Here is a 23,634-nt window from a genome sequence, read left to right as displayed (position 1 = left end):
ACTCGAGAAGTCAACCCAGAAGGAGTAGCCCCCAGTGGCTGAGATCTACTACGACGACGACGCCGACCTGTCCCTGATCCAGGGCAAGAACGTGGCCGTCATCGGCTACGGCAGCCAGGGGCACGCCCACGCCCTCAACCTGCGCGACTCCGGCGTCGACGTCCGCGTCGGCCTGGCCGCGGGCTCGAAGAGCCGCGCCAAGGCGGAGGAGGAGGGCCTGCGGGTCCTCGATGTCGCGGCGGCGGTCGAGGAGGCCGACGTGGTCGTCATCCTCACGCCCGACCAGGTGCAGCGCCACGTCTACGCCGAGTCGATCCAGCCCCACCTCGCCGCGGGCGACACGCTGGTCTTCGGCCACGGCTTCAACATCCGCTACGGCTACATCACCGCGCCCGAGGGCGTCGACGTGATCCTCGTGGCCCCCAAGGCCCCGGGCCACACGGTGCGTCGTGAGTACGTCGCGGGCCGCGGCATCCCGGACATCATCGCCGTCGAGCAGGACGCCTCCGGCGCTGCCTGGGACCTGGCGAAGTCCTACGCGAAGGCCATCGGCGGCACCCGCGCCGGCGTCATCAAGACGACCTTCACCGAGGAGACCGAGACCGACCTGTTCGGTGAGCAGGCCGTGCTCTGCGGTGGCGTCTCGCACCTCGTGCAGGCGGGCTTCGAGACCCTGACGGAGGCGGGCTACCAGCCGGAGATCGCCTACTTCGAGGTGCTCCACGAGCTCAAGCTGATCGTTGACCTCATGTGGGAGGGCGGCATCGCGAAGCAGCGCTGGAGCGTCTCCGACACGGCGGAGTACGGCGACTACGTCTCCGGCCCGCGCGTCGTCGACGCCGGCACCAAGGAGCGGATGCAGGGCATCCTCGCCGACATCCAGGACGGCACCTTCGCCAAGCGCTTCATCGGCGACCAGGACAACGGCGGCGAGGAGTTCCAGCGCCTGCGCGAGGAGGAGGCCGGGCACCCCATCGAGAAGACGGGCAAGGAGCTCCGCGCCCACTTCTCGTGGCAGCAGGCCGACGCCGACTACACGGAGGGCTCGGCCGCGCGCTGACCCCCTGAGCGGTACGACGAGGCCCCCGGGACCGTGCGGTCCCGGGGGCCTCGTGCGTCCGGTGCGTCCTCGGTCCGGCCCTCGGTCAGGTCCTCACTTCACCTCGGAGCGCCGCAGCAGGAGCAGGCCCACGGCGAGGGGCAGGAGGAGCCACGGCACGGAGGCCGTCGCCAGGTGCGCCCACTCCTGGCCGGTGGGCCAGTCCTCGAACAGCGCCGTCTGCGCGTAGTTGAAGTCCAGCCAGGGCTGCAGGTCGGCCCACCAGTCCTGGTAGGCGGCCAGGGTGTAGCTGAGGGTGCTGAGCACGAAGGAGTAGACGAAGTAGCCGACGATCGCGGCCGGGGAGCTCCGCAGCAGCACGCCGAGCATGAAGCCGACCGCCATGCCGAGCAGGTTGGCGATGACGATCGAGGTGAACTGGGCGACGGTCACGTCCCAGACCGGGTCGATGCCCGCGACGGCGGAACCGACCAGGGTGCCGACCGCGCCGACGCCCAGGGCGACGAGCATGGACACGACACCCACGATGGCCGCGACGGCCGCCTTCGCGCCGATGACGCGCCCGCGCTGCGGCACCATCGTGAAGGTGGTGAGCCCGCTGCGCTGGCTCCACTCGCTGGTCACGGACAGGATGGCGAGGACCGGCAGGATGATCGCCATGGGCGTGCCGATCGCGCCGGCGAACTGGCCGTAGTCCAGGTCGGCCCGGGGAGCGAACGCGATGACCGCGGCCGTCGCGACGAGGGCGAGCAGCACGATGCTCGCGCACAGCCACAGTCCCGCCCGCGTGTCGAAGGTCTTGCGGGCCTCGACGAGCACGAGGCGTCCGAACGAGGGGCGTCGCAGGTCGGTGCGCGCGGACCGGACGGCGGGGGTGGGGGCGGTGACGGGTCCGGCGTCGACGGTCGTGCTCATGCTGCCATCCCTCCGTTCGTCGTGGTGGTGGTGGTCTCCCGCTGCGTGTCGGCGGTCAGCTGCAGGAACATCTCCTCGAGCCCGGTGCCGCCCGCGGGCTGGAGCCGGGCGAGCGGCACACCGGCCTGGTGGGCCAGCCGGCCGACCACGGGGGCGTCGGCTTCGACGCGGAGCGACCCGTCGCCCTGACGGGTCACGGCCAGCCCGGCCGCGGTGCAGGCCTGCACGAGCGCGGCCGCATCGGCCACCTCGAGGGGCGCCACCACGGTGCCGGCACGCTCGAGCAGCGACGCCTTGGTGCCCTCGGCGACGATCCGCCCCCGGCCGATGACGACGAGGTCGTCGGCGATCACCTCGATCTCGTGGAGCAGGTGGCTGGACAGCAGCACCGTGCCACCGTCCGCCGCGAACCCGCGCAGCAGGTCGCGCATCCACCGGATCCCGGCCGGGTCGAGCCCGTTGGCCGGCTCGTCGAGCACGAGCACCTCGGGGTCGCCGACCAGCGCGACGGCGATCCCGAGCCGCTGGCGCATGCCGAGCGAGTAGTTGCGCACCCGGCGGTCGGCCTCCTCCGCGGTGAGGGAGACCAGGTCGAGCATCTCCGTCGCCCGGCTGCGGGGCAGCCCGGCGGTCATCGCGGCGACCGTGAGGATCTCGCGTCCGGTGCGGCCCGCGTGCTGGGCGGAGGCGTCGAGCAGCACCCCGACCTCGCGGGGCGGGTTCGGCAGGTCGGCGTACGCCGCGCCGCAGATCCGCGCGGTGCCGGAGGTCGGGGGCGTGAGTCCGACCATCATCCGCATGGTCGTGGACTTCCCGGCGCCGTTGGGGCCGAGGAAGCCGGTGACGCGGCCGGGGCGGGCGGTGAGGCTCACGTCGTCGACGGCGCGGTGCGCGCCGTACGTCTTGGTCAGTCCGTTGACGTCGATCATGGTCCCGAGCCTCGTCCGTCCGGGGGGCCCGCGGCATCGGGGACGGACCCTGGGACGACCCTGGGTGACCCCCGGGGTCGGCCGGGGGCGGAAGGGGGAATGGAGCGGGACCCCTCGGGGTTGAGGGGTCGTGCGCATCGAGATCTGGTCCGACGTCGTGTGTCCGTGGTGCTTCATCGGCAAGCGCCGGATGGAGACCGCCCTGGCGTCCTTCGAGCACGCCGACGAGGTCGAGGTGGTCTACCGCTCGTTCGAGCTGGACCCCTCGGCGCCGCGGAACGGCACGGAGCGCACGGTGGACGCGCTCACGCGGAAGTACGGCCCCCAGGCGCCGCAGATGATGGCCCAGGTGGACGGCATCGCCCGCGAGGAGGGCCTGCACTTCCAGCAGGACCGCACCGTGCACGGCAACACCGTCGACGCCCACCGGTTGCTGCACCTCGCGCTCGCCGACGGCGGTCCTGCCCAGCAGGTGGTGGTCAAGGAGGCGTTCCTCTCGGCGTACTTCGAGCACGCCCGCAACCTGTCCGACCCCGCCGAGCTGCGCGCCGTCGCGGTCGAGGCGGGCCTGGACGCCGAGCGGGTGGACGCGGTGCTCGCGAGCGACGAGTACGCCGACGCGGTCGCCGCGGACGTGCAGCAGGCGCGTGCGTTCGGGGCCACCGGTGTGCCGTTCTTCGTCGTCGACCGCGCCTTCGGGGTCTCGGGGGCGCAGTCGGTCGAGGTGTTCACCCAGGTGCTCGAGCGGGCCTGGGCCCAGTCGCACCCGTCCCTCGTGCAGGTCGGCGGGGACGACGCCGACGCGTGCGGTCCCGACGGCTGCGCGGTGCCGGGGGCCTGAGCGCCGCGGGTCCCCGTCCGCTCACCGCGGGCGGGACCCCAGGCGGCTGCGGAGCACCCGCCAGGCCCAGCGCAGCCGCGTCGGTCGCAGGACGAGGCGACGCACGACGCGGGCGACGTCGATGACGCGGGCCGCCGCCAGGGCGACCGGACCGACCGGACGCACGTCGATCCGCACGTCGAAGCGGTCGAGGGCGGTGGGGGACACCCGGATGCCGTGGACGGCGTTGACGAGGTTGTCGCCGTGGATGTGCTGCAGCCACATGGGTGGCCCCTCGAGCTGCCGCACGGGCGCCACCTCGCCCGCGCGCGGATGGCGCACGGCGTAGACGGTGGTCGCCTCTGCCCGGCGCTCGGTGCGGGTCAGGAACGCGTTCGAGGGGTCCCGCAGGCGGTGGACGGTGCCCTCCGCCGTCACCTGCAGCCCCGACGCGAAGTTGAGGAACTCCGCCGTCGGCCGCAGGGCCGCGCGGGTGCGGGCGACGAAGTCCCGGGCGAGCGCGTCGTCGTTGTCGAGCCGGGTCGTGGCGACCCAGGGACCGCTGCTGTGGCGGCGCACGTGCTCGGCGTACACCGACATCGGCACCTCGCCCGGCAGCCACACCGGCTCGAAGGTGCCCTCCCCGAGCTCGTGCGCGACCTCACGCAGCCAGTCGGGGCTGCCGCCGTCGAAGAAGACGAGCCATCGCGTCGGCGGCTCCGTCTGTGCGGCCACGGAGGGCAGGCAGACGCGGGTGAAGAGGCGCACCCGCTCCCGCAGCCAGGGGTCGCTCGCGGTGCGCCCGCGACGCTTCACGTTGAACCGCGTCAGCAGGAGCAGGTCGATGGGCGCGGCGAGGCGGGCAAGGGGCTCGGTCACCCGAACACCATATATAAATGGCCATCACGATATGGTCACCGTGGCGCGATGCGCGTGAGGAGTCGGCCGAGGTCGCGTGCCGTCGCGAGCGTGACCGTCAGGCGGTGTCGGGCCCCCTCGGTCTCGCGCACCTCGACCCACGTGGTCGAGCCGCCGACGGGCCGCATCACCTGGATCACGAGGTGGGCCGGCTCCTCCTCGAACTCGGTCGGCACCGCTCCGTGGGCCAGGAAGCCCGCGAGGGTCGTGCTCTCGCCGCGGTGCACCCGGTCGTCGGGGTGGTCGTCCTGTCGGTGCTCCGCCACGCACCAGTGCGGGCACGGCTCGCTGAGCCAGGTCGGTCGTACGTCGTGCATCGGCAACCCCCGTCGTCGGTCTGCTCGGAACCTAGGCGCCACCACCGACGACCTCGCCGCGCGACGGGACGTCCTCCACAGGCCCGCGGTGTGATCCCGAGATTCACATATATTGATGGTCGTAGCGAGGTGACCGCGCGGCGATGGTGGAGCGGTGATGGAAGACGAGTGGAAGACGTTCTCCCGCGAGGTGGGCGTCCGGCTGCAGCAGGCGCGCCAGCGCAAGGGCCTCAGTCAGGAGCGGGTGGCCCACCTGGCCGGCGTCGCGGGATTCACCTACCAGAAGTTCGAGAAGGGGGAGTCCCGCCCGGGAGTCGCGATGAACCCCCGCCTGCAGACGCTGCTCGCGGTCTGCGAGGTGCTCGAGATCGACGTGGCGACCCTGCTCGAGGGTGCCCCCCGGCTGACCTGACCGCGGGCGCGGGCGCGGCCGCGAGCTGGTCGGGGCGAGGTCATCGGAAGGTGGCTCCTGGTGTCGGTGGTCGGGAGGGCGCGTCGTCGACACCATGTATAGATGCCCACCAAAGGGTGGTCAAGCACCTGTGTCGTGTCCCGCATCCCCGGGCTCGGCGGTCGCTCGCCCCGACGGCTCTTGGCAATTTCTTGCCGGTCAGGTGAGGCGAACCTAAGTCCGCGGGTCTAGAGTCTGCGCTCGTGCTCGCCAGCTACCTCATCGGTCTGCGGGAGGGTCTCGAGGCCGCGCTCGTCGTGAGCGTCCTCGTGGCCTACCTCGTCAAGACCGGCCGTTCCGCCCTGCTCTGGAAGATCTGGGTGGGTGTCGGCCTCGCCGTCGCCGTCAGCCTCGCCTTCGGCGCGGTCCTCACGTTCGGCCCGCGGGGCCTGACCTTCGAGGCGCAGGAGGCCATCGGCGGCAGCCTGTCGATCGTCGCGGTCTGCTTCGTCACCTGGATGATCTTCTGGATGGCGGGCAACGCCCGCTCGCTCGCGGGCGAGCTGCGGGGCCAGATCGACTCCGCGGCGGGCGGCAACCCGCTCGCCCTCGTCGTCATCGCCGTCCTCGCCGTCGGTCGCGAGGGTCTCGAGACGGCCCTGATCGTCTGGTCCACCACCCGGTCGGTGACCGGCACGGGCACCGTCGACGGCCTCCCCACCTGGGAACCCCTCGCGGGCGTGGCGCTGGGTCTCGCGACCGCCGTCGTGCTCGGCGTGCTCATCTACAAGGGCGCCGTCACCCTCAACCTCACCGTGTTCTTCACCTGGACGGGCGCCTTCCTCGTGCTCGTCGCCGGCGGGGTGCTGGCCTACGGCGTGCACGACCTCCAGGAGGCACGCTTCCTGCCCGGCCTCCACAGCCTCGCGTGGGACGTCACGAGCTGGTACGACGCCAGTTCCGTCTACGCCGCCGTGCTCAAGGGCGTCTTCAACTTCTCGCCGCAGACGACGTGGCTCGAGGCGACCGTCTGGGTCCTCTACGTCGTCCCGGTGATGTTCCTCTTCCTCCGCGCCGTCCGTCGGCGCCCGACCGGTGCCGTCCGCCCGGCCGACCCCACTCCCACGAAGGAAACCGCATGATCCGCACCCTCTCGACCCGTCGCAGCCGCGTGCCGCTGGCCGTGCTCGCGCTCGCGCCGCTCGCGCTGGCGGCGGCCTGCACCGAGAACGCCGACCCGGGCGACAGCGGGGACCCCCGGGTGCTCGCGGTCGCGTCGACGGCCGACGGCTGCGAGCTCTCCTCCACCGAGGCGCCGGCGGGCACGCTGACCTTCGACGTGACCAACGCGGGCGACGACGTCACGGAGTTCTACCTGCTGGACTCCGACGGCCTGCGCATCCTCGGCGAGGTCGAGAACGTCGCGCCCAACACGAGCGCGAAGCTGACCGTCAACGTCGGGGCGGGCGACTACGTGACCGCCTGCAAGCCGGGCATGGTCGGGGACGGCATCCGGGGCGACTTCACCGTCGCCGCCTCCGACGACGACGGGTCCGCCCCGTCCGCGTCCGACAGCGAGCTCGTGGAGCAGGCGCAGACCAACTACGCGGCGTACGTCGAGGACCAGGCCGACCAGCTGCTCACCGGCACCACCGAGTTCGCGGCCCTGGTGAAGGCACGGGACGACGAGGCGGCCCGGGCGCTCTACCCGCAGGCCCGCCAGCACTGGGAGCGCATCGAGACCGTGGCCGAGTCGTTCGGCACGCTCGACCCCGAGATGGACCTCCGGGAGGCGGACCTCGAGCCCGGCCAGGAGTGGACCGGCTGGCACGTGCTGGAGAAGGACCTGTGGCCGGAGGACGCCACGGACTACACGGCGCTCACCGACGAGCAGCGCGCCACGCTGGCGGACAAGCTGGTCGCGGACACCGAGACCCTGGTCGAGCTGGTGAACGCGCCCGACATGACCTACCCGATCGACTTCATCGCCAACGGCTCCCGCGGGCTGCTCGACGAGGTCGCGACCGGCAAGATCACCGGCGAGGAGGAGGCCTGGTCGCACACCGACCTGTGGGACTTCCAGGCCAACGTGGACGGTGCGCGGGTCGCCTACGAGGGCGTGCGCCCGATCGTGCTCGAGAACGACGCCGACCTGGCGGCAGAGCTCGACGAGGAGTTCGCGGACCTGCAGACGCTGCTCGACGCCCAGCGCGAGGGCGACGGCTTCGTCTCCTACGACACCGTGGGCGAGGACCAGCGCGGCGAGCTGTCCGACGCGGTCAACGCCCTGTCCGAGCCGCTCTCGCGGCTGACCGCGGCCGTCGTCGCGTGAGCGCGGGCCTCTCGCGACGCGGGCTCCTCGGCGGGGGGCTCGCGGCGGGGGGCGTCGCGCTGGCGGCGGGCGGGTACGCCGCTGGTCGCCTCGGCGACGACGCGACGGCCACCGCGGGCGAGCCCGCGTCGTACCCCTTCCGGGGGGAGCGGCAGGCGGGGATCGTGACCGCGGCGCAGGACCGTCTGCACTTCGCGGCGTTCGACGTCGTCACCGACGACCGCGACGAGCTGGTCGAGCTGCTGCGGCGGTGGACGGAGGCCGCCGAGCGCATGGTGCAGGGCCAGTCGGCGGGTCCGGTCGGCGCGGTCAACGGTGCCCAGAACCTGCCGCCGGACGACACGGGGGAGGCCCTCGACCTGCCGCCGTCCCGGCTCACGCTGACGTTCGGGTTCGGACCGGGCCTCTTCGAGCACCCTGAGCTCGGCGACCGGTTCGGGTTGGCCGCGCGCCGGCCCGAGGCGCTCGCGGACCTGCCGCACTTCCCGGCGGACGTGCTCGACCCGGCGCGCTCGGGCGGCGACCTCTGCGTGCAGGCCTGCGCCGACGACCCGCAGGTCGCCGTCCACGCCGTGCGGAACCTCGCGCGCATCGGCTTCGGGACCGTCTCCGTGCGGTGGTCGCAGCTCGGCTTCGGTCGCACGTCGACGACCACGACGAGCCAGTCCACGCCGCGGAACCTGTTCGGCTTCAAGGACGGCACGATGAACGTCCGCGCGGAGGAATCCGCCGCGCTCGACGACCACGTGTGGGTCGGCGCCGAGGACGACGCCGCGGGCTCCTGGCTCGCCGGCGGCAGCTACCTCGTCGCGCGGCGCGTCGCCATGACCATCGAGGTCTGGGACCGCCAGCAGCTCGGCGAGCAGGAGCAGTCGATCGGCCGCTTCAAGGGCTCCGGCGGACCGCTGTCCGGCGGCGCGGAGGACGCGCAGCCCGACTTCGAGCTGCAGGGCAGCGACGGCCCGATCATGCCGGTGGACTCGCACGTCGCGGTGGTGCACCCCGACCGCTTCGGCGGCGCGCGGATGCTGCGCCGGGGCTACAACTTCGTCGACGGCAGCACCGACGTGGGCGGGCTCGACGCGGGCCTGTTCTTCATCGCGTTCGTGCGGGACCCCCGCACGCACTTCATCCCGCACCAGACGGAGATGGCGCGCAACGACCGGCTGATGGAGTACCTGCGGTTCACCTCCTCCGCGCTCTTCGCCGTGCCGCCCGGCACGCGCGAGGGCGAGTTCGTCGGGCAGGCGCTCTTCGCCTGAGTTCTTGCCGGCCCACGGCTGGGCTCGGGGGCTCTCAGGATCGATCCGGGGCTCCCGGCTCGTCCTGGGGCCGGAAGAGTGCGGTTGGTGCGCTCCCGGCGGTGCGCGGCCTGCACCAGGCCCACATTTCGCCTCCGACGGACGCGGCGGGCACTCCGCAGCCGACCCCGGGCTCCCGGTTATCCACAGGTCGAACGAGGGTGCCTTCCGCCGGGGCCCCCTTCCGGCCACCCTGGGACGACGGCGACCGGACCGCGGTCGCCCGAGACCCAGGGGGAGACATGAGGAGTGAGGGACCGAGGTTCCGTGGTGCCGACGAGGCCCTGGACGCCGTCGACGCGATCGTCGCCGGCGCGGCGGCCGAGGTGCGCCGTGCGGAGCAGTACGCCGCGGCCGTCGACGGACTGCGGGTGCACGGCCGTCCGGCGGACGGCGGCGACGTGACCGTCACGCTCGACCACGCCGGCGGCCTGGTGGACGTGACCGTCGGCGAACGGGTCGCCGCGCAGGGCGGGGCGGCCGTGGCGCGGGCCGTCCTCGCGGCGAACGTCGCAGCCCGACGTCGGCTCCCGGCGCTGCTCGGCGGGCTGGCGCGGGAGGCGTTCGGCGCCGAGGCACGGACCACCGCCCACGTCGTGCAGCACGCGGAGCGGATGTTCGGCACCGGGGCGAGCGCGTCGTCCGCCGTCGGACGGCGTCCTGTCGGTGCGGGGGCGGAGGTGCTGCGATGAGCGTCCTCGGCCTGGACCCGGCGGCCCTGCGGCAGCACGCGGCCCGCGTCGACGCGCTCGCCGAGGAGCCCCGGTCGGCCCTCGAGGCGGCGCGCACGACGGCGGCCGACCACGACGCGTTCGGCGTGCTGTGCTCCTTCCTCGTCCCCGTGCTCGCCGGCACCCAGCTGACGGGGATCGCCGCCTGCGCGACCACCGTGGGGTCGCTCGCCACGGCCGCGAGCGAGGTCCGGTCGGTCGCGACCGGGGTCGAGGTCACCGACGTCGCCGCGGCGACCACGGCGACCGGCATCGCGCGCACCGTGGACGCCGTGCGGGAGCAGGCCTGGCCCGCGGCCGCCGGTGCGGTCGAGGCCGTGGCGGGAGCCGCCCACGCGGTCGGCGAGGAGCTGGTCCGGGGGACGGTCCGCCAGGTCGTCGGTGCCGTGGTCGAGGCGGCGGAGTGGTTGGACCGCCTCGAGGGGTCGCCGGTGTCCCCGGTCGCGCCCCCACCGGTCCCGTTGCCCGTCGGGGTCCCGGCGCCGGGTCAGGGGGTGACTCCGTGAGCATCGAGGTGGTGGAGGAGGGGGACACCCGCACGTGGCACACCGGCGGGGCGGTCGTCGACACGCTGCTGTCCACGTCGGAGGCCCTGGAACGCGGCGACTGGGCCGAGGCCGGTCTGCTGTCGCTGTGCAGCGTCTCCGAGGTGCGGGGCGTCCTGAGCGACCCCGTCGGCACGCTGATGAGCGCGGGCATCGGCTTCCTCCTGGAGCGCATCGAGCCGCTGCACCAGTTCCTCGACCACCTCGCCGGCAATCCCGACGCCGTGCTGGCGCAGGCAGCCACCTGGGACGCGGTGGCGCAGGGGCTCGCGGCGACGGCGGCGGACTACGAGGGCGAGGTCGCGACGGTGACGGCGGACTGGGAGGGCGCGGCGGCCGCGGCGTACACGACCTACGGCCTCAGCCGCAGCCTCGCCGTCGACGCCTGCTCCGTCGCGGCCACGGGCGTGGCCGCCTCGGTGCAGCTCGCCAGCTCGCTCGTCGCCGGGGTGCGGCAGGTGGTGCGCGAGACCATCGCCGACATCGTGGCCTGGCTCGTGCCCATGGCGCCGGTGCTGATCTCGGGTGTCGGCACGGCGCCGACCCTGACCGCGCTGGCGATGCGGGTGCGCTCGGCCGTCCAGCGCGTGGGCGAGCTGGCGCAGCGGCTCATCGCATCGGTGCGTGGGCTCGGCGACCGCCTCCAGGAGGTCGGCGCCCACCTCGACGAGGTCGCCGCCGCGGTCGGCGAGGGCGGCCGGGCGCTCCGGATCGTGACCGCGCCCGCGAGCCGAGTCGAGACGGTCGTCGCCGGCGGGGTCCGCCATGCGGCGGGCTACGACGACGCGCCGTACGGGGTCGGGGTGCCGGCCTGACGGGGTCAGGCCACCAGCACCGCGCCCTCGCCGGGACGACGCGCGCCGGCGCTCCCGTCGGTGCCGCCGGTGACGCGGTCCCACGCGGCGGCCAGGCGCTCGACCGCGAGGTCCAGCTCGTGCGGGGGGCGCGTCCACGGCAGCCTCACGAACCGGTCGAGGCCGCCCCCGGTGGCGAACTGCGGACCGGCGGCGATCGCCACGCCCAGGCGCTCCGCCTCGTCGGCGAGCCGGCTCGCGACAGGGGTGGGCAGCTCGCACCACAGCACGAGGCCGCCGCGGGGCACCTCGAAGCGCCAGGAGGGGAGGTGGCGCCGCAGCGCCGCGACGAGGTGGTCGCGCTGGGCGCGCATCCGTTCCCGCTGGGCGTCCTCCGCGCTGGGATCGGCGAGGAGCCGGGCCAGCACCAGCTGCTCGAGCACGGGGGCGCCGAGGTCGAGCCCGAGACGGGCCTCGACGGTCGCGGCGACCGACGCGCTCGGCAGCCGCATCCAGCCGAGGCGCAGCCCGCCCCACAACACCTTGCTGGCGCTGCCCACGCTGACGGCGTCGGGGGCCAGCGACGCGAACGCCGGCGGCATGGCGGCGGGCTCCACGTCGAGGCGGAGGTGGCGCAGGGACTCGTCGACGAGCGGCACGACGTGGGCCCGGCGCAGGGCGTCGGCCAGCCGCTCGCGGTCACCGGCCCCGAGCAGGTGGCCGGTCGGGTTCTGGAAGTCGGGGATCAGGTAGGCGACCCGCGGGGCGGCCTGGCGGACGGCTGCGACGTAGGCGTCGAGGTCCCATCCCTTCCGCCCGACCGGCGCGGTGGCGATGCGGGCCCCGGCCCGGCGCAGCGCGTGCACGGCGTTGGGGTAGACCGGGTTGTCGACGAGCGCCCGATCGCCCGTGCGGACCAGCGCGGAGGCGGCGATAGCCGTCCCGGCGAGGGCGCCGGCCGTCACGACGACCTGGTCCGGCGTGGTCGGCAATCCGTCGGCCTCGTAGCGCGCGGCGATCGCCTCCGCGAGCTGGGGCAGCGCCGTGGGGAAGTAGCCGTGGCCGCCGAGGTAGCCGGGCAGCTCGTCCGCCGCCGCGGCGTAGGCCTCCGCGATCCCTGGCGGCGCCGGGCACGCGGCACAGACCAGGTCGACGAGGTCGTGGTCGCCGAGACCGCCGGCGTCCCCCCGCCCGTCGGCCCGCGGTACGGCGCGGGTCGGACGCGGCGTCAGCGCCCGGTCGCGGGCGCGCGCGGGCCCGCCCGGCACCTGGGCGAACGTGCCCGCGCCTCGGCGGGCTGCGGCGTACCCCTGCTCCACGAGGAGGGCGTAGGCCCGCGTCACGGTGGTGCGCGAGACGGCGAGCACGCCGGTGAGGTCGCGCTCGCTCGGCAGGCGGGCGCCGTAGGGGACCCGGCCGTCGCCGATCGCGAGCCGCAGCGCCGCGGCGAGACCCTCGTAGGCGGGGGAGCGGTCGAACCCCTCGACGAGGGTGGCTATGCGCGAGGCGGTCACGGTGGCGCTCATGCAGGCCACTCTTCCAGAAGTGGCTATGGATGAGAAGGCCAATGCGGTTCAGGCTGGGGGCATGAGCACGCCCCTCGCCTCCCGCACCCTCCAGGACCTCGGCCCCCTCGCCCAGCTGCGGGCGGGCCACCTGCCCCGCCGTCTGGTGCAGATGACCGTGGGCCTCGTCTGCTACGGCGTGTCCCTGGGGCTCATGGTCGGCGGCGCGGTCGGGCTGGCGCCCTGGGACGTGCTGCACTCCGGCATCGCCACCCACGTCCCGCTGAGCCTCGGGCAGGTGCTGATCCTGGCCAGCTTCGTGGTGCTGCTGGCCTGGATCCCCCTGCGGGAGCGGCCCGGCCTCGCCACGCTGGCCAACCCGTTCGTGCTCGGGCTCAGCGCCGACGCCACCATCGCCCTGCTCGGTGAGGTCGACGGCCCGCTCGACCGCGTCGCGCTCATGGTGGGCGGGGTGCTGTTGTGCGGCTTCGCCTCGGCGCTCTACATCGGCGCTCAGCTCGGACGCGGGCCGCGGGACGGGCTCATGACCGGCCTCGCACGCCGGACCGGGCTGTCGCTCCGGCTGGTCCGCACCGGCATCGAGGTGAGCGTGGTGCTGGGCGGGCTGGTCCTCGGGGGCGTCGTCGGGGTGGGGACGCTGCTCTACGCGCTGGCGATCGGACCGCTCACCCAGGCGATGCTGCCGCTCTTCACGGTGGACCTGCGGGGTTCAGCGACGGGTCGCGACGACCGCTGAGGCGTCGGAGGCCACCATCACCTCGACCGCGGTGAACCGCTCGTCGGTGAGCCACTGCTCGCGGAGCACGTCGACGCGGCCGTAGGTGATGGGCGGCCACAGCTCGCACGGCACGAAGTCGTCGAGCACGACGATCCCGCCGGGCTCCACGAGATCGGCGATCTTGTCGACGGCCACCGACGCCGGGTCCCCGGAGTCGAGGAACAGCAGCGAGAAGGGGCCCTTGCCGCCCAGCGTCGACCAGTCGGCGGCCAGCACCTCGACCTGCGTGTCGTCGACGAAGATCTCCGCGGCCGCGTCCGCGAGGCGCTCGTCGAGCTCGGCCGTCAGGATGTGGGCGTCGCCCCGCATGCCGCTGCGCAGCCAGGCCGTGCCGACCCCGCAGCCCGTGCCGAACTCGGCCATGACGCCGCTCCGCGTCGCTGCGAGCATCGCGAGCAGGCGCCCCGTCTCGTTCCGGCAGAACGAGACGTAGCCCGCCCGCCGCGACACGTCGAAGGCTCGGGTGACGACGTCGGGCAGCTCGGGCGGGGCACTCACGGGTCCGAGTCTGCCATTCCGGGCCATCCGTCTCAGATGGTGAACGGTTCGTCCGAAGGGGCTCCCGCTGGCCGCGGGTGCGGCGTACCTTCGACCCACTATGCGGAGCGTGATCGTACTTATCGTTCGCCGCGGCGAGGCCCACTGAAGGTGAGGCCACCTCGCCGCGGTGTTCGGCGTTGTGCTCCCTCCGGCCTCATCGGATCCCCGCATCCGCTCCTCGCTCCCACCCCTGAGCCAGCGCACGCGATGCGGGCACGACGCCCCGCGGCGGCGCACGGCACCTCACGCGCGATCCGCTGAACCGCTCGAGTCCTCCTGGTGATCCCGGTCCGGACACAGGCCCCGCCCCGGGGCGTCGCACACGCAGCGCCGCTGCAACCTGCACCGACCGACACTCACCACCCCCGGCGACCGCCCGGTCCCGGCGACCAGAGGAGACGACCCGTGTACGACATGTATCCCGAGTGGGGACCCGCCAGCCACGACCCGCAGAACCCCCACAGCCGTGAGGCCCTGCAGGCGTCGCTCGACCTGCGGGACACCCGCGGCGACCGTCCCGACGACAACTAGGCTCACCCGCCATGACCGACTCCTCCACGACGTCCGCCGCTCCCGGCTCGCTGAAGCTCGCCGTCATCCCCGGCGACGGCATCGGCCAGGAGGTGACCGCCGAGGCCCTCAAGGTGCTCGAGGTCGCCGCTCCTGCCGGTGTGAAGTTCGAGCCCACCCGCTACGACCTGGGTGCGGAGCGCTACCTCGCGACCGGCGAGGTGCTCCCGGACGGTGTGCTGGAGGAGATCCGCGCGCACGACGCGATCCTGCTCGGAGCCGTCGGCGGCAAGCCCGGTGACCCCAACCTGCCGCCCGGTCTCCTCGAGCGTGGCCTGCTGCTGCGCCTGCGGTTCGAGCTCGACCACTACGTGAACCTCCGACCCTCGCGGATCTTCCCCGGCGTGACCTCGCCGCTGGCCGCCCCGGGCGACGTCGACTTCGTCGTCGTCCGCGAAGGCACCGAGGGTCCCTACACGGGCAACGGCGGCGCCATCCGCGTCGGCACGCCCGCCGAGACCGCCACCGAGGTCTCGATCACCACCGCGTTCGGTGTCGAGCGCGTCGTCCGCGACGCCTTCGCCCGGGCCGAGCGCCGCCCCCGCAAGAAGCTCACGCTCATCCACAAGACGAACGTGCTGACCTACGGCGGTGCGGTGTGGAGCCGGATCGTCAAGGAGGTCGGCGCCGAGCACCCCGACGTGACCGTCGACTACCTGCACATCGACGCCGCCACCATCTTCATGACGACCGACCCGTCGCGCTTCGACGTGATCGTCACCGACAACCTCTTCGGCGACATCATCACGGACCTCGCCGCTGCCGTGACCGGTGGCATCGGCCTGGCCGCGTCCGGCAACGTGAACCCGGACCGCACCACCCCGTCCATGTTCGAGCCCGTGCACGGCTCCGCGCCCGACATCGCGGGCCAGCAGAAGGCCGACCCCACGGCGGCGATCCTGTCCGCCGCGCTGCTGCTCGACCACCTCGGGCACCACGCCGCCGCCGCGACGATCGAGGAGGCCGTGATCGCGGACCTCGCCGGTCGCGCGGGCGCCGAGCCGCGCCGTACCGCCGCGGTCGGCGACGCCATCGCCGCACGAGTAGCCGGGTGAGCCCCGCTCCCTGACGACTCGTCACGACGCCGGGCACCCCGCGGGTGTGCCCGGCGTCGTCGCATTTCCCGGCGCCCACCGACCTGCCCCCGACCCGCCACCGACCTGCCACGACCCCCGAGGAGTGGACTACCGTGCCCCCCATGCAGATCAGCACCACCCCCAACCCGACCCCCGTCGACGACGCGCGCCTGGCCGAGATCCTGGCGGCGCCGGGGTTCGGCACCCACTTCACCGACCACATGCTGACGGTGGAGTGGACGCCCGAGGAGGGGTGGCACGCGGGCCGCATCACGCCCTACGGCCCGCTCACGCTCGACCCCGCCACGGCGGTCCTGCACTACGCGCAGGAGATCTTCGAGGGCATGAAGGCCTACCGGCACGCCGACGGCTCGGTGTGGCTGTTCCGGCCGGAGGCCAACGCCGAGCGGATGGCGCGCTCCTCGGCGCGCCTCGCCCTGCCGGTGCTCGACCCCGCCGACTTCGTCGCCACGGTCGACGCCCTCGTGCGTGCCGACGAGCGCTGGGTGCCGGACGCGGAGGGCGAGAAGAGCCTCTACCTGCGGCCGTTCATGTTCGCCTCGGAGACGTTCCTCGGCGTGCGGCCCTCGCAGCACGTGACCTACATGGTCATCGCGTCCCCGGCGGGGGCGTACTTCAAGGGCGGCGTGAAGCCCGTCAGCCTCTGGCTCACGGAGGAGTACACGCGAGCCGGCCGCGGCGGCATGGGCGCGGCGAAGACGGGCGGCAACTACGCCAGCTCGCTCGTCGCGCAGCAGGAGGCCTCGGCGCACGGCTGCGACCAGGTCGTCTTCCTCGACGCGCAGGAGGGCCGGTACGTCGAGGAGCTCGGCGGCATGAACATGTACTTCGTGCACGCCGACGGCACCATCTCCACCCCGGAGACCGGCACCATCCTCGAGGGCATCACCCGCAGCTCGATCATCGAGCTCGCCGGCAAGCTGGGCCACCAGGTCGTCGAGCGCAAGTTCACGATCGACGAGTGGCGCGACGGCGTGACCAGCGGCGACATCGTCGAGGTCTTCGCCTGCGGCACGGCCGCGGTGGTCACCCCGGTCGGTGCCCTCAAGTGGGCCGGCGGCGAGGTGCCGTCCGCGACGGGGGACGCCGAGGGCGGGCCGGTCACGACCACGATCCGCCAGGCGCTCGTCGACATCCAGTACGGCCGCGCCGAGGACACCTTCGGCTGGATGCACCGCGTCGTCTGAGGTCCGTCCGCCGATGGAGCGCGTGCGCCTCGCCGTCCCGGGGCCGTTCGACGGCGAGCGCGGCGGGGTGCGCGCCCGCTGGCTCGACCTGCCCGGCACGGTCGTCGGCACCTGGACCTTCGGGGTGGGTGCAGCGGACGAGCCGCCGCACCTCGCGGGCATCACGCACCTCGCCGAGCACCTGCTGTTCCGCACGATCGGGGACGTCGGTCACCGGGCGAACGGTGTCACCGGTCCCGACACCGTCACCTTCTACACCGGCGGTACGCCGCGGGAGGTGGCCGACTTCCTCGAGGCGGTCGCGGGTGCGGTGCGGGACTGCCGGTTCACGCGCGAGGACCTGGTCCGCGAGCTCCACGTCATCCGTGCGGAGAGGCCCGGCGGGGACGCGGCCGACCCCGGCCTGCTGACCTACCGGTACGGCTTGGGCGGCCTCGGCGTCGCGGGCGCCGGCTGGCCGGCCCTCCCGTCGATCACGGTCGACGAGGTGCGGGACTGGGTGCGGCACTGGTTCGTCGCCGGCAACGCCGTGCTGACCTCGACGGCACCCCTGCCCGTGGACCTGGCGGTCGGCCTGCCCGCGGGGCGACGTCCGCGTCGTACCGTCCCGGAGCCGCTGGTGCGGGTGCCGACGCTGGTGGAGTCGCCGAAGAACGGTGTGGCCGCGTCGCTGCTGGTGCCGACCGCGCACGCGGAGGTGCTCCTGGAGTGCCTCGAGCGCGAGCTGCACGACGAGCTGCGCGGCGCGCGGGCCCTCGTCTACACCGTGAGGGGTCACGCGACCCCCGTCGGCGCCGCCGAGGTGCAGCTCGACCTGGTGCTGGACCCCGTGGTCGACGACGTCCCGGCCACCGTCGACGGCGTCGTCACCACGCTGCGCCGCGTGGCCGGACGAGGGATCCGCGCCGAGGTGCTGACGGAGGCCGTGGCGACGATCGCCGCGCGCCGTCGCTGGTGGGCCGACCCGGTGGACCAGCTGGACGCCTGGGCGGAGGCGACGCTCATGGGGCGCGACGCCCCTCGGACCCCTGACGCCGCGGTCGAGCACGCCCGCAGCGCCACGGCGGAGGAGCTGTCCCGCACCCTCGCGGCCGCGCTGCGGACCCTGGTCGTCGCGCACGAGCAGGGCCCGGACCTGACGTCCCGTGCCTCCGCCCTGGGTCTCGAGGTCGACGACGGGCTGCCGTGGCAGGCGGCCCCGCGGGCGTACGCGGTCCCGCGGTCGGTGCGGTGGCACCGGGGGAGGGGAGAGGCCCGTGGCGCCCGCATGGCCGTCGACGGCGCCGACCTGTGGGGCCGGGTCGGCGGCGACCTGCGGTGGCTGCCGCTCGCGGACCTGGTCGTCGTCGCCCGGGACGCCACCGGTGCGGTCCAGCTCGTCGACCGGAGAGGACGGGGGTGGGGCATCGACCCCGCGGAGTGGCGCCGCGGTGACGACCTCGTCGGTGCGGTGGTCGCCGGTGCCTCGCGCGCCGTGGTGCGCGACGCGACGTGGCCCGACCGCGGCCGGGCCGCGTTCGCCCGCGGGTCGGAGGGCCGTTCCTAGTGCCGCACCCGATCATGTTCGACGACGCCGACCCGTGGCTCGGGCGGCTGCGCGAGGTCGCGCTGGCCTACCCGCGGGCGGAGGAGGTCGTCTCCCACGGCCGTCCGACCTTCCGCGTCGGGAAGATCTTCTGCCTCTTCGGCAGCGAGGAGAAGCTCGCCGACGGGTCGCGCCGCCCGCACCCGGCGGCCGTCGTCGTCAAGGCCGAGCCCTCGGAGCTGGCGGCCCTCGACGAGGACGGGCGGTTCTTCCTCCCGCGCTACTGGGCCTCGTCGGGCTGGCGGGGGATCGACCTCGACACCGGCGCGATCGACCTCGACGAGGTGGCCGAGCTGGTGGACGCGTCGTACCGGCTGGTCGCCCCGAAGGGCGCGCTCGCCGAGCTGGACGCGCGCGGCTGAGCGGTTTGCGGCGCGCGCCGCGGGTACATTCGCTGCCGTGCCGACCACCGCCTCCGACCCGCAGCGCCCGCCCGCCGGGCTGCGCGTGGGGGAGTACCGGCTGCTGACCCGCCTCGGCGAGGGCGGCATGGGGGTCGTGCACCTGGCCCAGAAGCCCGGGGGTCCGCGGGTCGCGCTCAAGGTGCTGCGGCCCCACGTCGTGGGTGACGACGAGGCCCGGGCGCGGCTCGCGCGCGAGGTGAACTCGCTGAGCCGCGTGCGCAGCCGTCGGGTGGCCGAGATCATGGACGCCGACCCCTGGGCGGAGATCCCCTTCGTCGCGACGCGCTACGTGCCCGGCCTCAGCCTCCACGACCACGTGCAGGAGGAGGGTGCGATCGACGAGCGCGACATCGTGCACGTCGCCTCCGAGCTGTGCGCCGCCCTCGACGCGGTGCACCGCGTCGGCGTGCTGCACCGCGACGTCAAGCCGTCGAACGTGCTCATGGAGGGCCGCAACCCGATCCTCATCGACTTCGGGCTCGCCCGCGTGGCGGACGACCCGCGCCTGACCCACACGGGCTGGCTGCTCGGCACCCCGGGCTACCTCGCGCCGGAGATCCTGCACGGCGAGGACGCCTCGCCGGCCGCCGACGTGCACGCGCTGGCCTCGACCATCGCCTTCGCCGCCCTGGGGCGCGCTCCGTTCGGGCGCGGCCCGGCGATGGCGGTCATGGACCGGGTACGCCGCGGGGAGCACGACCTCGAGGGCGTGCCGGCCCGGCTGCGCGGGCCCCTCGAGCGCGCCCTCGACCCGGACCCCCGCCGGCGCCCCACCCTGACCGAGCTCCGCGCCTGGATCGACCCGGACAGCCTCGACGGCGCGACCCGGGCCCGTGCCGCGCTCGTGGGGGCGGGGGCCGACGAGACGGACCTGGCGGCCGCGGGCGCCGCCACCGCCCTGCTCCCCACCATCGAGGACCCGCCGCTCGAGGGCGGCACGCGGATCATGCCGCCCGAGCGCGAGCCCTACCAGCAGCCGCCCCCGCCGCGGCCGACGGCGCGGCCCGTGGCGGCCCCCGTCCAGCAGCCCGTCCAGCAGCCGGCCCGGCAGCCGGCCCCGCCGCCCTACCCACCGCCGCGCCCGGTCCCGCAGCCGGTCCCGCAGCGCGCGTCGTACCCGCCGCCGTGGCAGGAGCCCCCGCCTCGCCGGGGCGCGGGGGCCCGGTTCCGCTCGGGCGTGCTCGTGCTGCTCCTGGGGTCGTGCGTGACGGCGGCCGGCATGCTCGCGCCGTGGGTGACCGCGGGCGTCGTGACGCTGCTCGTCTGCGTCCTCCGGGCCGTCTCCCTCGGCGCGAGCACGCGGCGCGAGCGGCGGGAGCGGCGCGGACGGGCGCACTGGAGCGACGGTCCGCTGGCGGTGCTGGGCTTCCCGTGGTTCCTCCTGCTGTCGTTCCTCGGCTCCGTCGCGCTCGTGCTCTGGGGCGTGCTGCTCGCGCTGAGCGCCGGGTTGCTGGCCCTCGCGCTGGGCCTCACCACCACGGTCTGCCTGGCGATCGGCGCGGGTGTGCTCGCGGTCGCGCTGTGGACGGGGCCCGGCAGCTCCCGGCTGCGGGGCCCCGTGCACGCCGTCGTCGACCCCGTGGCCGACTCCGCGCTCCTGTGGCTCGTGTTCGCCGCGCTCCTGGCCGCGACGGCCGGCGGCACGGCCCTCGCGGCCGACGCCCAGGGCGTCTCCTGGGCTCCGGCCCAGGACGCCCCCGACACGCCCCCGGCCCCCGACGCGCTCTGGGACGACGTGCGCGACGCCGTCCTCTTCTGGCGCTGACGGCGCCGGCGCCGTGGACGACCCTGGCGCCGAGCGCGCGACGCGTGCCACACTGGCCGGGTGCACCGTGCTGTCGTCGCTGGTCTGATCGGCATTACGTAGCGCGTCCGGAGCTCCGGGCGCGCCGACCTCTCGTTGACCCGAGAGGTTTTTTTGTGCCCGGGACCCGCCGGGACGGTGCGTCGGAGTCCGTCCTCACCCCCGTCGTACTCCCGATGAGAAGGATCCCCGATGAGCATCGCCGAGCAGCCCCTCGACCTCCAGGGCGCGTTCCACGTCTACGACACGACGCTCCGTGACGGCGCGCAGCAGGAGGGCCTCAACCTCTCCGTCGGCGACAAGCTCGCGATCGCGGGCCTGATCGACGAGCTGGGGGTGGGGTACGTCGAGGGCGGGTGGCCCGGCGCGAACCCGAAGGACACCGAGTTCTTCCGCCGCGCCCGCACCGAGCTCGACCTCAAGCACGCGCGTCTGGCGGCCTTCGGGTCGACGCGGCGGGCGGGCGTGGCCGCGGCCGACGACCCGCTGGTCGCGGCACTGCGCGACTCGGGGGCGGGGACGGCCTGCCTCGTCGCGAAGTCCCACGACCGGCACGTCGAGCTGGCACTGCGCACGACGCTGGCGGAGAACCTCGCCATGGTGCGCGACACCGTCGCCCACCTGCGGGCCGAGGGCCTCGAGGTGTTCGTCGACGCGGAGCACTTCTTCGACGGCTACCGCCGCAACCGCTCCTACGCCCTCGACGTGCTCGGGGCGGCGTTCGAGGCGGGCGCGGAGCTGGTCGCGCTGTGCGACACCAACGGCGGCATGCTGCCGCCGTGGGTCGGGGAGATCGTGACGGACGTCGTCGCGACGACCGGGGGCCGGGTCGGCATCCACGCGCACAACGACACGGGCTGCGCGGTCGCCAACTCGGTCGCGGCGGTGCAGGCCGGCGCTACGCACGTGCAGGGCTGCATCAACGGGTACGGCGAGCGCACCGGCAACGCCGACCTCGTCGCCGTGGTCGCGGCGCTGGAGCTGAAGCTGGAGCGCCCGGTGCTGCCGCCGGGGGCGCTCGCCGAGGCCACCCGCATCGCCCACGCGGTCGCCGAGGTGACGAACGTGCCGCCCGCCTCCCGCCAGCCCTACGTCGGCACGTCGGCCTTCGCCCACAAGGCGGGTCTGCACGCGAGCGCGATCAAGGTCGACCCGGACCTCTACCAGCACATGGACCCGGCCGGCGTCGGCAACGACATGCGCCTCCTGGTCTCCGACATGGCCGGCCGCGCCTCGATCGAGCTGAAGGGCCGCGAGCTGGGCTACGACCTCTCGGTCGACAGCCCCGAGGGCAAGGAGCTGGTCACCCGCGTCACCGAGCGCGTGAAGATCCTGGAGTCGCGCGGCTACACCTTCGAGGCGGCCGACGCCTCCTTCGAGCTCATGCTGGTCGAGGAGGTCAGCGGTCGGCGTCCGGCCTACGTCGAGGTCGAGTCGTGGCGCGTCATCACGGAGAGCCGGTCCGGGGGAGAGGCGCTGTCCGAGGCCACGGTGAAGCTGCACGCCGAGGGGACGCGGATCGTGGTGACGGGCGAGGGCAACGGCCCCGTCAACGCGCTCGACCAGGCGCTGCGCACGGCGATGGGCCAGGCGTACCCGGAGGTCGGCCGGTTCCGCCTCACCGACTACAAGGTGCGGATCCTCGACCAGGGACTGGGCACCGACGCGATCACCCGCGTGCTCATCGAGACCAGCGACGGCGAGTCGTCGTGGGTCACGGTGGGCGTCGGCGCCAACGTCGTGGAGGCCTCCTGGGGCGCGCTCCTCGACGGGGTGACCTTCGGGCTGCACCGCTCCGGCGTCCGCCCGGTCGGCTGACCCGGCGTGCGCCTGCGCACCCGCCTGCGCGCACGGGCCGACCGGCGGGCTGGCAGGATGCGCGCATGACCCTCTTCGGTGCCCACGAACCCGAGCGAGAGCCCAACCCCGAGGTCTTCGGTGTCGACGCCCAGGCGTCGCCCGGCTGGCTCTCGCAGGAGGGCCTGGCGGAGACCCGTGGACGCGTGCCGATCCTCTACGTCGAGGCCGTCCCCGTGCGGGTCGACCACCTCGGCCAGGTGGAGAAGGTCGGGCTGCTCCTGCGGGGCTCGATGGACGGCCGCATGTCGCGCAGCTTCGTCTCCGGGCGCGTGCTGCTCGGCGAGACGGTGCGCCGCGCGCTGCTGCGCAACCTGGAGAAGGACCTCGGGCCCGCGGCCTTCCCGCGCATCCCGGCGAGCCCGGTGCCGTTCACGGTGGCGGAGTACCTCCCGCTCCCGGGCGTGACGCCGCTGCACGACCCGCGGCAGCACGCGGTGTCGCTGGTCTACATCGTGGCGGTGACGGGCGACTGCCAGCCCCGGCAGGACGCGCTGGAGCTGACGTGGCTGACGCCGGCGGAGGCCGCGGCCCCCGAGGTGCTGGCCGACATGGAGGGCGGCCGCGGCGTGCTGCTGACGCAGGCGCTGGCGCACCTCAACGTGCTGGGCTGACCCCCACGACGCGGCTCGCCACGTCGATCCAGGCGGCCGTGAGGCGCTCCACCGGCAGGTGCTGCACTTCGAGCTGGGCGCGCAGCAGCGGCACCTCGAGCGGCGCCAGCACGGCGGCGGCGAGCAGGGGCAGGTCGCCCTCGACGCCGAGCTCCGCGAGCAGGTGCCGCACGTGCAGCAGCCCGAAGCTGTACGCCGCGTGCGAGCGCCCGCCGCCGGCCGCCTCGAGCAGGTCGATGCGCTGGACGCTCTCCTGGAACCGCGCGACCCCGAAGGCGATGAGGCGCTCGTAGGGCGGCGCGCCCGGACCCAGCGGAGGCTCGCCGCGCATGACGCGGGCCTGGAAGTCGGCCTCCGACCCGTCGAGCAGCGCGGCCATCAGCCCGGCCCGGTTGCCGAAGCGCCGGAAGATCGTGCCCTTGCCGACGCACGCCTCGGCGGCGAGCCGGTCCATCGTGACGGCGGCGGCGCCCTCCTCGGCGACCATCCGGGCGGCGGTGCAGAGCAGGGTGTCCCGGTTGCGCGCCGCGTCCGACCGCACCCGGGGCGTGCCGGCCATGGGCAGGAGCGCCAGGGCCGGATCGGGGTGCCCGGTGGGCGCGGAGTGCGTGGTCACGGT

Annotated in this window: 25 protein-coding genes; 18 read left to right on the top strand and 7 right to left on the bottom strand. The window is 74.3% G+C overall.

Annotation, left to right across the window (positions count from 1 at the left end; genetic code table 11):
• Positions 1-34: 34 nt before the first annotated feature.
• Positions 35-1,060: a ketol-acid reductoisomerase gene (gene ilvC / locus PIR53_11410; GenBank protein WZH50633.1), complete on the top strand. Its 1,026-nt coding sequence runs from the start codon at positions 35-37 to the stop codon at positions 1,058-1,060.
• Between the two features lie 93 nt (positions 1,061-1,153).
• Here ilvC and PIR53_11405 read toward each other — a convergent pair whose 3' ends face one another.
• Both PIR53_11405 and PIR53_11400 read right to left on the bottom strand, forming a co-directional pair.
• Positions 1,154-1,975 (bottom strand): ABC transporter permease subunit, encoded by an 822-nt coding sequence (locus PIR53_11405; GenBank protein ID WZH50632.1) that lies wholly within the window; start codon positions 1,973-1,975, stop codon positions 1,154-1,156.
• Positions 1,972-2,904, bottom strand: a complete 933-nt coding sequence (locus tag PIR53_11400) for an ATP-binding cassette domain-containing protein (GenBank protein ID WZH50631.1) — start codon at positions 2,902-2,904, stop codon at positions 1,972-1,974. The genes PIR53_11405 and PIR53_11400 overlap by 4 nt, the downstream gene beginning before the upstream one ends.
• A gap of 130 nt (positions 2,905-3,034) precedes the next feature.
• On the opposite strand from PIR53_11400, the gene PIR53_11395 reads away from it, so the two are divergent.
• Entirely contained in the window at positions 3,035-3,745 is a 711-nt protein-coding gene (locus tag PIR53_11395; protein ID WZH50630.1) for a DsbA family oxidoreductase, read from the top strand.
• Positions 3,746-3,766: 21 nt separating this feature from the next.
• On the opposite strand, the gene PIR53_11390 is transcribed toward PIR53_11395, so the two are convergent.
• Positions 3,767-4,603: a glycosyltransferase gene (locus PIR53_11390; GenBank protein WZH50629.1), complete on the bottom strand. Its 837-nt coding sequence runs from the start codon at positions 4,601-4,603 to the stop codon at positions 3,767-3,769.
• A gap of 35 nt (positions 4,604-4,638) precedes the next feature.
• Complete coding sequence (locus tag PIR53_11385; GenBank protein ID WZH50628.1) at positions 4,639-4,959, bottom strand: hypothetical protein; 321 nt, start codon at positions 4,957-4,959, stop codon at positions 4,639-4,641.
• Between the two features lie 157 nt (positions 4,960-5,116).
• Between PIR53_11385 and PIR53_11380 the strand changes: the two genes are divergently transcribed.
• From PIR53_11380 to PIR53_11350, 7 genes are all read left to right on the top strand, one after another.
• A complete protein-coding gene (locus tag PIR53_11380) occupies positions 5,117-5,371 on the top strand; it encodes a helix-turn-helix transcriptional regulator (GenBank protein WZH50627.1) in 255 nt (84 codons plus the stop codon).
• A 242-nt stretch (positions 5,372-5,613) separates the two neighbouring features.
• Positions 5,614-6,492: an FTR1 family protein gene (locus PIR53_11375; GenBank protein WZH50626.1), complete on the top strand. Its 879-nt coding sequence runs from the start codon at positions 5,614-5,616 to the stop codon at positions 6,490-6,492.
• Positions 6,489-7,682: a peptidase M75 family protein gene (locus PIR53_11370; GenBank protein ID WZH50625.1), complete on the top strand. Its 1,194-nt coding sequence runs from the start codon at positions 6,489-6,491 to the stop codon at positions 7,680-7,682. The genes PIR53_11375 and PIR53_11370 overlap by 4 nt, the downstream gene beginning before the upstream one ends.
• The gene (efeB, locus tag PIR53_11365; GenBank protein ID WZH50624.1) at positions 7,679-8,944 is read left to right on the top strand and encodes an iron uptake transporter deferrochelatase/peroxidase subunit; all 1,266 of its coding nucleotides are present in this window, start codon (positions 7,679-7,681) and stop codon (positions 8,942-8,944) included. The genes PIR53_11370 and efeB overlap by 4 nt, the downstream gene beginning before the upstream one ends.
• 281 nt (positions 8,945-9,225) lie before the next feature.
• Positions 9,226-9,675 (top strand): hypothetical protein, encoded by a 450-nt coding sequence (locus PIR53_11360; GenBank protein WZH50623.1) that lies wholly within the window; start codon positions 9,226-9,228, stop codon positions 9,673-9,675.
• On the top strand, positions 9,672-10,220 hold the full coding sequence (locus PIR53_11355) for a hypothetical protein (protein ID WZH50622.1): 549 nt from the start codon (positions 9,672-9,674) through the stop codon (positions 10,218-10,220). The genes PIR53_11360 and PIR53_11355 overlap by 4 nt, the downstream gene beginning before the upstream one ends.
• On the top strand, positions 10,217-11,074 hold the full coding sequence (locus PIR53_11350; GenBank protein ID WZH50621.1) for a hypothetical protein: 858 nt from the start codon (positions 10,217-10,219) through the stop codon (positions 11,072-11,074). The genes PIR53_11355 and PIR53_11350 overlap by 4 nt, the downstream gene beginning before the upstream one ends.
• A 5-nt stretch (positions 11,075-11,079) precedes the next feature.
• On the opposite strand, the gene PIR53_11345 is transcribed toward PIR53_11350, so the two are convergent.
• Positions 11,080-12,579 (bottom strand): PLP-dependent aminotransferase family protein, encoded by a 1,500-nt coding sequence (locus PIR53_11345; protein WZH50620.1) that lies wholly within the window; start codon positions 12,577-12,579, stop codon positions 11,080-11,082.
• 61 nt (positions 12,580-12,640) lie between these two features.
• Here PIR53_11345 and PIR53_11340 point away from each other — a divergent pair, with 61 nt between their 5' ends.
• Positions 12,641-13,315, top strand: a complete 675-nt coding sequence (locus PIR53_11340) for a hypothetical protein (GenBank protein ID WZH50619.1) — start codon at positions 12,641-12,643, stop codon at positions 13,313-13,315.
• Here PIR53_11340 and PIR53_11335 read toward each other — a convergent pair.
• Positions 13,289-13,855 (bottom strand): class I SAM-dependent methyltransferase, encoded by a 567-nt coding sequence (locus PIR53_11335; protein ID WZH50618.1) that lies wholly within the window; start codon positions 13,853-13,855, stop codon positions 13,289-13,291. The genes PIR53_11340 and PIR53_11335 overlap by 27 nt on opposite strands.
• 447 nt (positions 13,856-14,302) lie before the next feature.
• On the opposite strand from PIR53_11335, the gene PIR53_11330 reads away from it, so the two are divergent.
• From PIR53_11330 to PIR53_11295, 8 genes are all read left to right on the top strand, one after another.
• The gene (locus PIR53_11330; protein WZH50617.1) at positions 14,303-14,428 is read left to right on the top strand and encodes a hypothetical protein; all 126 of its coding nucleotides are present in this window, start codon (positions 14,303-14,305) and stop codon (positions 14,426-14,428) included.
• An 11-nt stretch (positions 14,429-14,439) separates the two neighbouring features.
• On the top strand, positions 14,440-15,522 hold the full coding sequence (locus PIR53_11325) for a 3-isopropylmalate dehydrogenase (GenBank protein ID WZH50616.1): 1,083 nt from the start codon (positions 14,440-14,442) through the stop codon (positions 15,520-15,522).
• A 143-nt stretch (positions 15,523-15,665) separates the two neighbouring features.
• Complete coding sequence (locus tag PIR53_11320) at positions 15,666-16,751, top strand: branched-chain amino acid aminotransferase (protein ID WZH50615.1); 1,086 nt, start codon at positions 15,666-15,668, stop codon at positions 16,749-16,751.
• A 13-nt stretch (positions 16,752-16,764) separates the two neighbouring features.
• Positions 16,765-18,297: an insulinase family protein gene (locus PIR53_11315; protein WZH50614.1), complete on the top strand. Its 1,533-nt coding sequence runs from the start codon at positions 16,765-16,767 to the stop codon at positions 18,295-18,297.
• Positions 18,297-18,698 carry an MmcQ/YjbR family DNA-binding protein gene (locus tag PIR53_11310; GenBank protein WZH50613.1) on the top strand — a complete coding sequence of 134 codons (402 nt, stop codon included), beginning with the start codon at positions 18,297-18,299 and terminating at the stop codon, positions 18,696-18,698. Before PIR53_11315 ends, PIR53_11310 begins: the two co-directional genes overlap by 1 nt.
• 37 nt (positions 18,699-18,735) lie before the next feature.
• Positions 18,736-20,505: a serine/threonine-protein kinase gene (locus tag PIR53_11305; GenBank protein WZH50612.1), complete on the top strand. Its 1,770-nt coding sequence runs from the start codon at positions 18,736-18,738 to the stop codon at positions 20,503-20,505.
• Between the two features lie 231 nt (positions 20,506-20,736).
• Entirely contained in the window at positions 20,737-22,362 is a 1,626-nt protein-coding gene (cimA, locus tag PIR53_11300) for a citramalate synthase (GenBank protein WZH50611.1), read from the top strand.
• A 65-nt stretch (positions 22,363-22,427) separates the two neighbouring features.
• A complete protein-coding gene (locus PIR53_11295; GenBank protein ID WZH50610.1) occupies positions 22,428-23,015 on the top strand; it encodes an NUDIX hydrolase family protein in 588 nt (195 codons plus the stop codon).
• Here PIR53_11295 and PIR53_11290 read toward each other — a convergent pair.
• Complete coding sequence (locus PIR53_11290; protein ID WZH50609.1) at positions 22,999-23,631, bottom strand: helix-turn-helix domain containing protein; 633 nt, start codon at positions 23,629-23,631, stop codon at positions 22,999-23,001. The genes PIR53_11295 and PIR53_11290 overlap by 17 nt on opposite strands.
• Positions 23,632-23,634: the final 3 nt, after the last annotated feature.

Origin of the sequence: Nocardioides alkalitolerans (genome assembly GCA_038184435.1) — a bacterium.
Taxonomy (GTDB): Bacteria; Actinomycetota; Actinomycetes; order Propionibacteriales; family Nocardioidaceae; genus Nocardioides; species Nocardioides alkalitolerans_A.
Note: the sequence above shows the minus strand (reverse complement) of the source record. Positions and strands in the feature narration are given on the sequence as shown.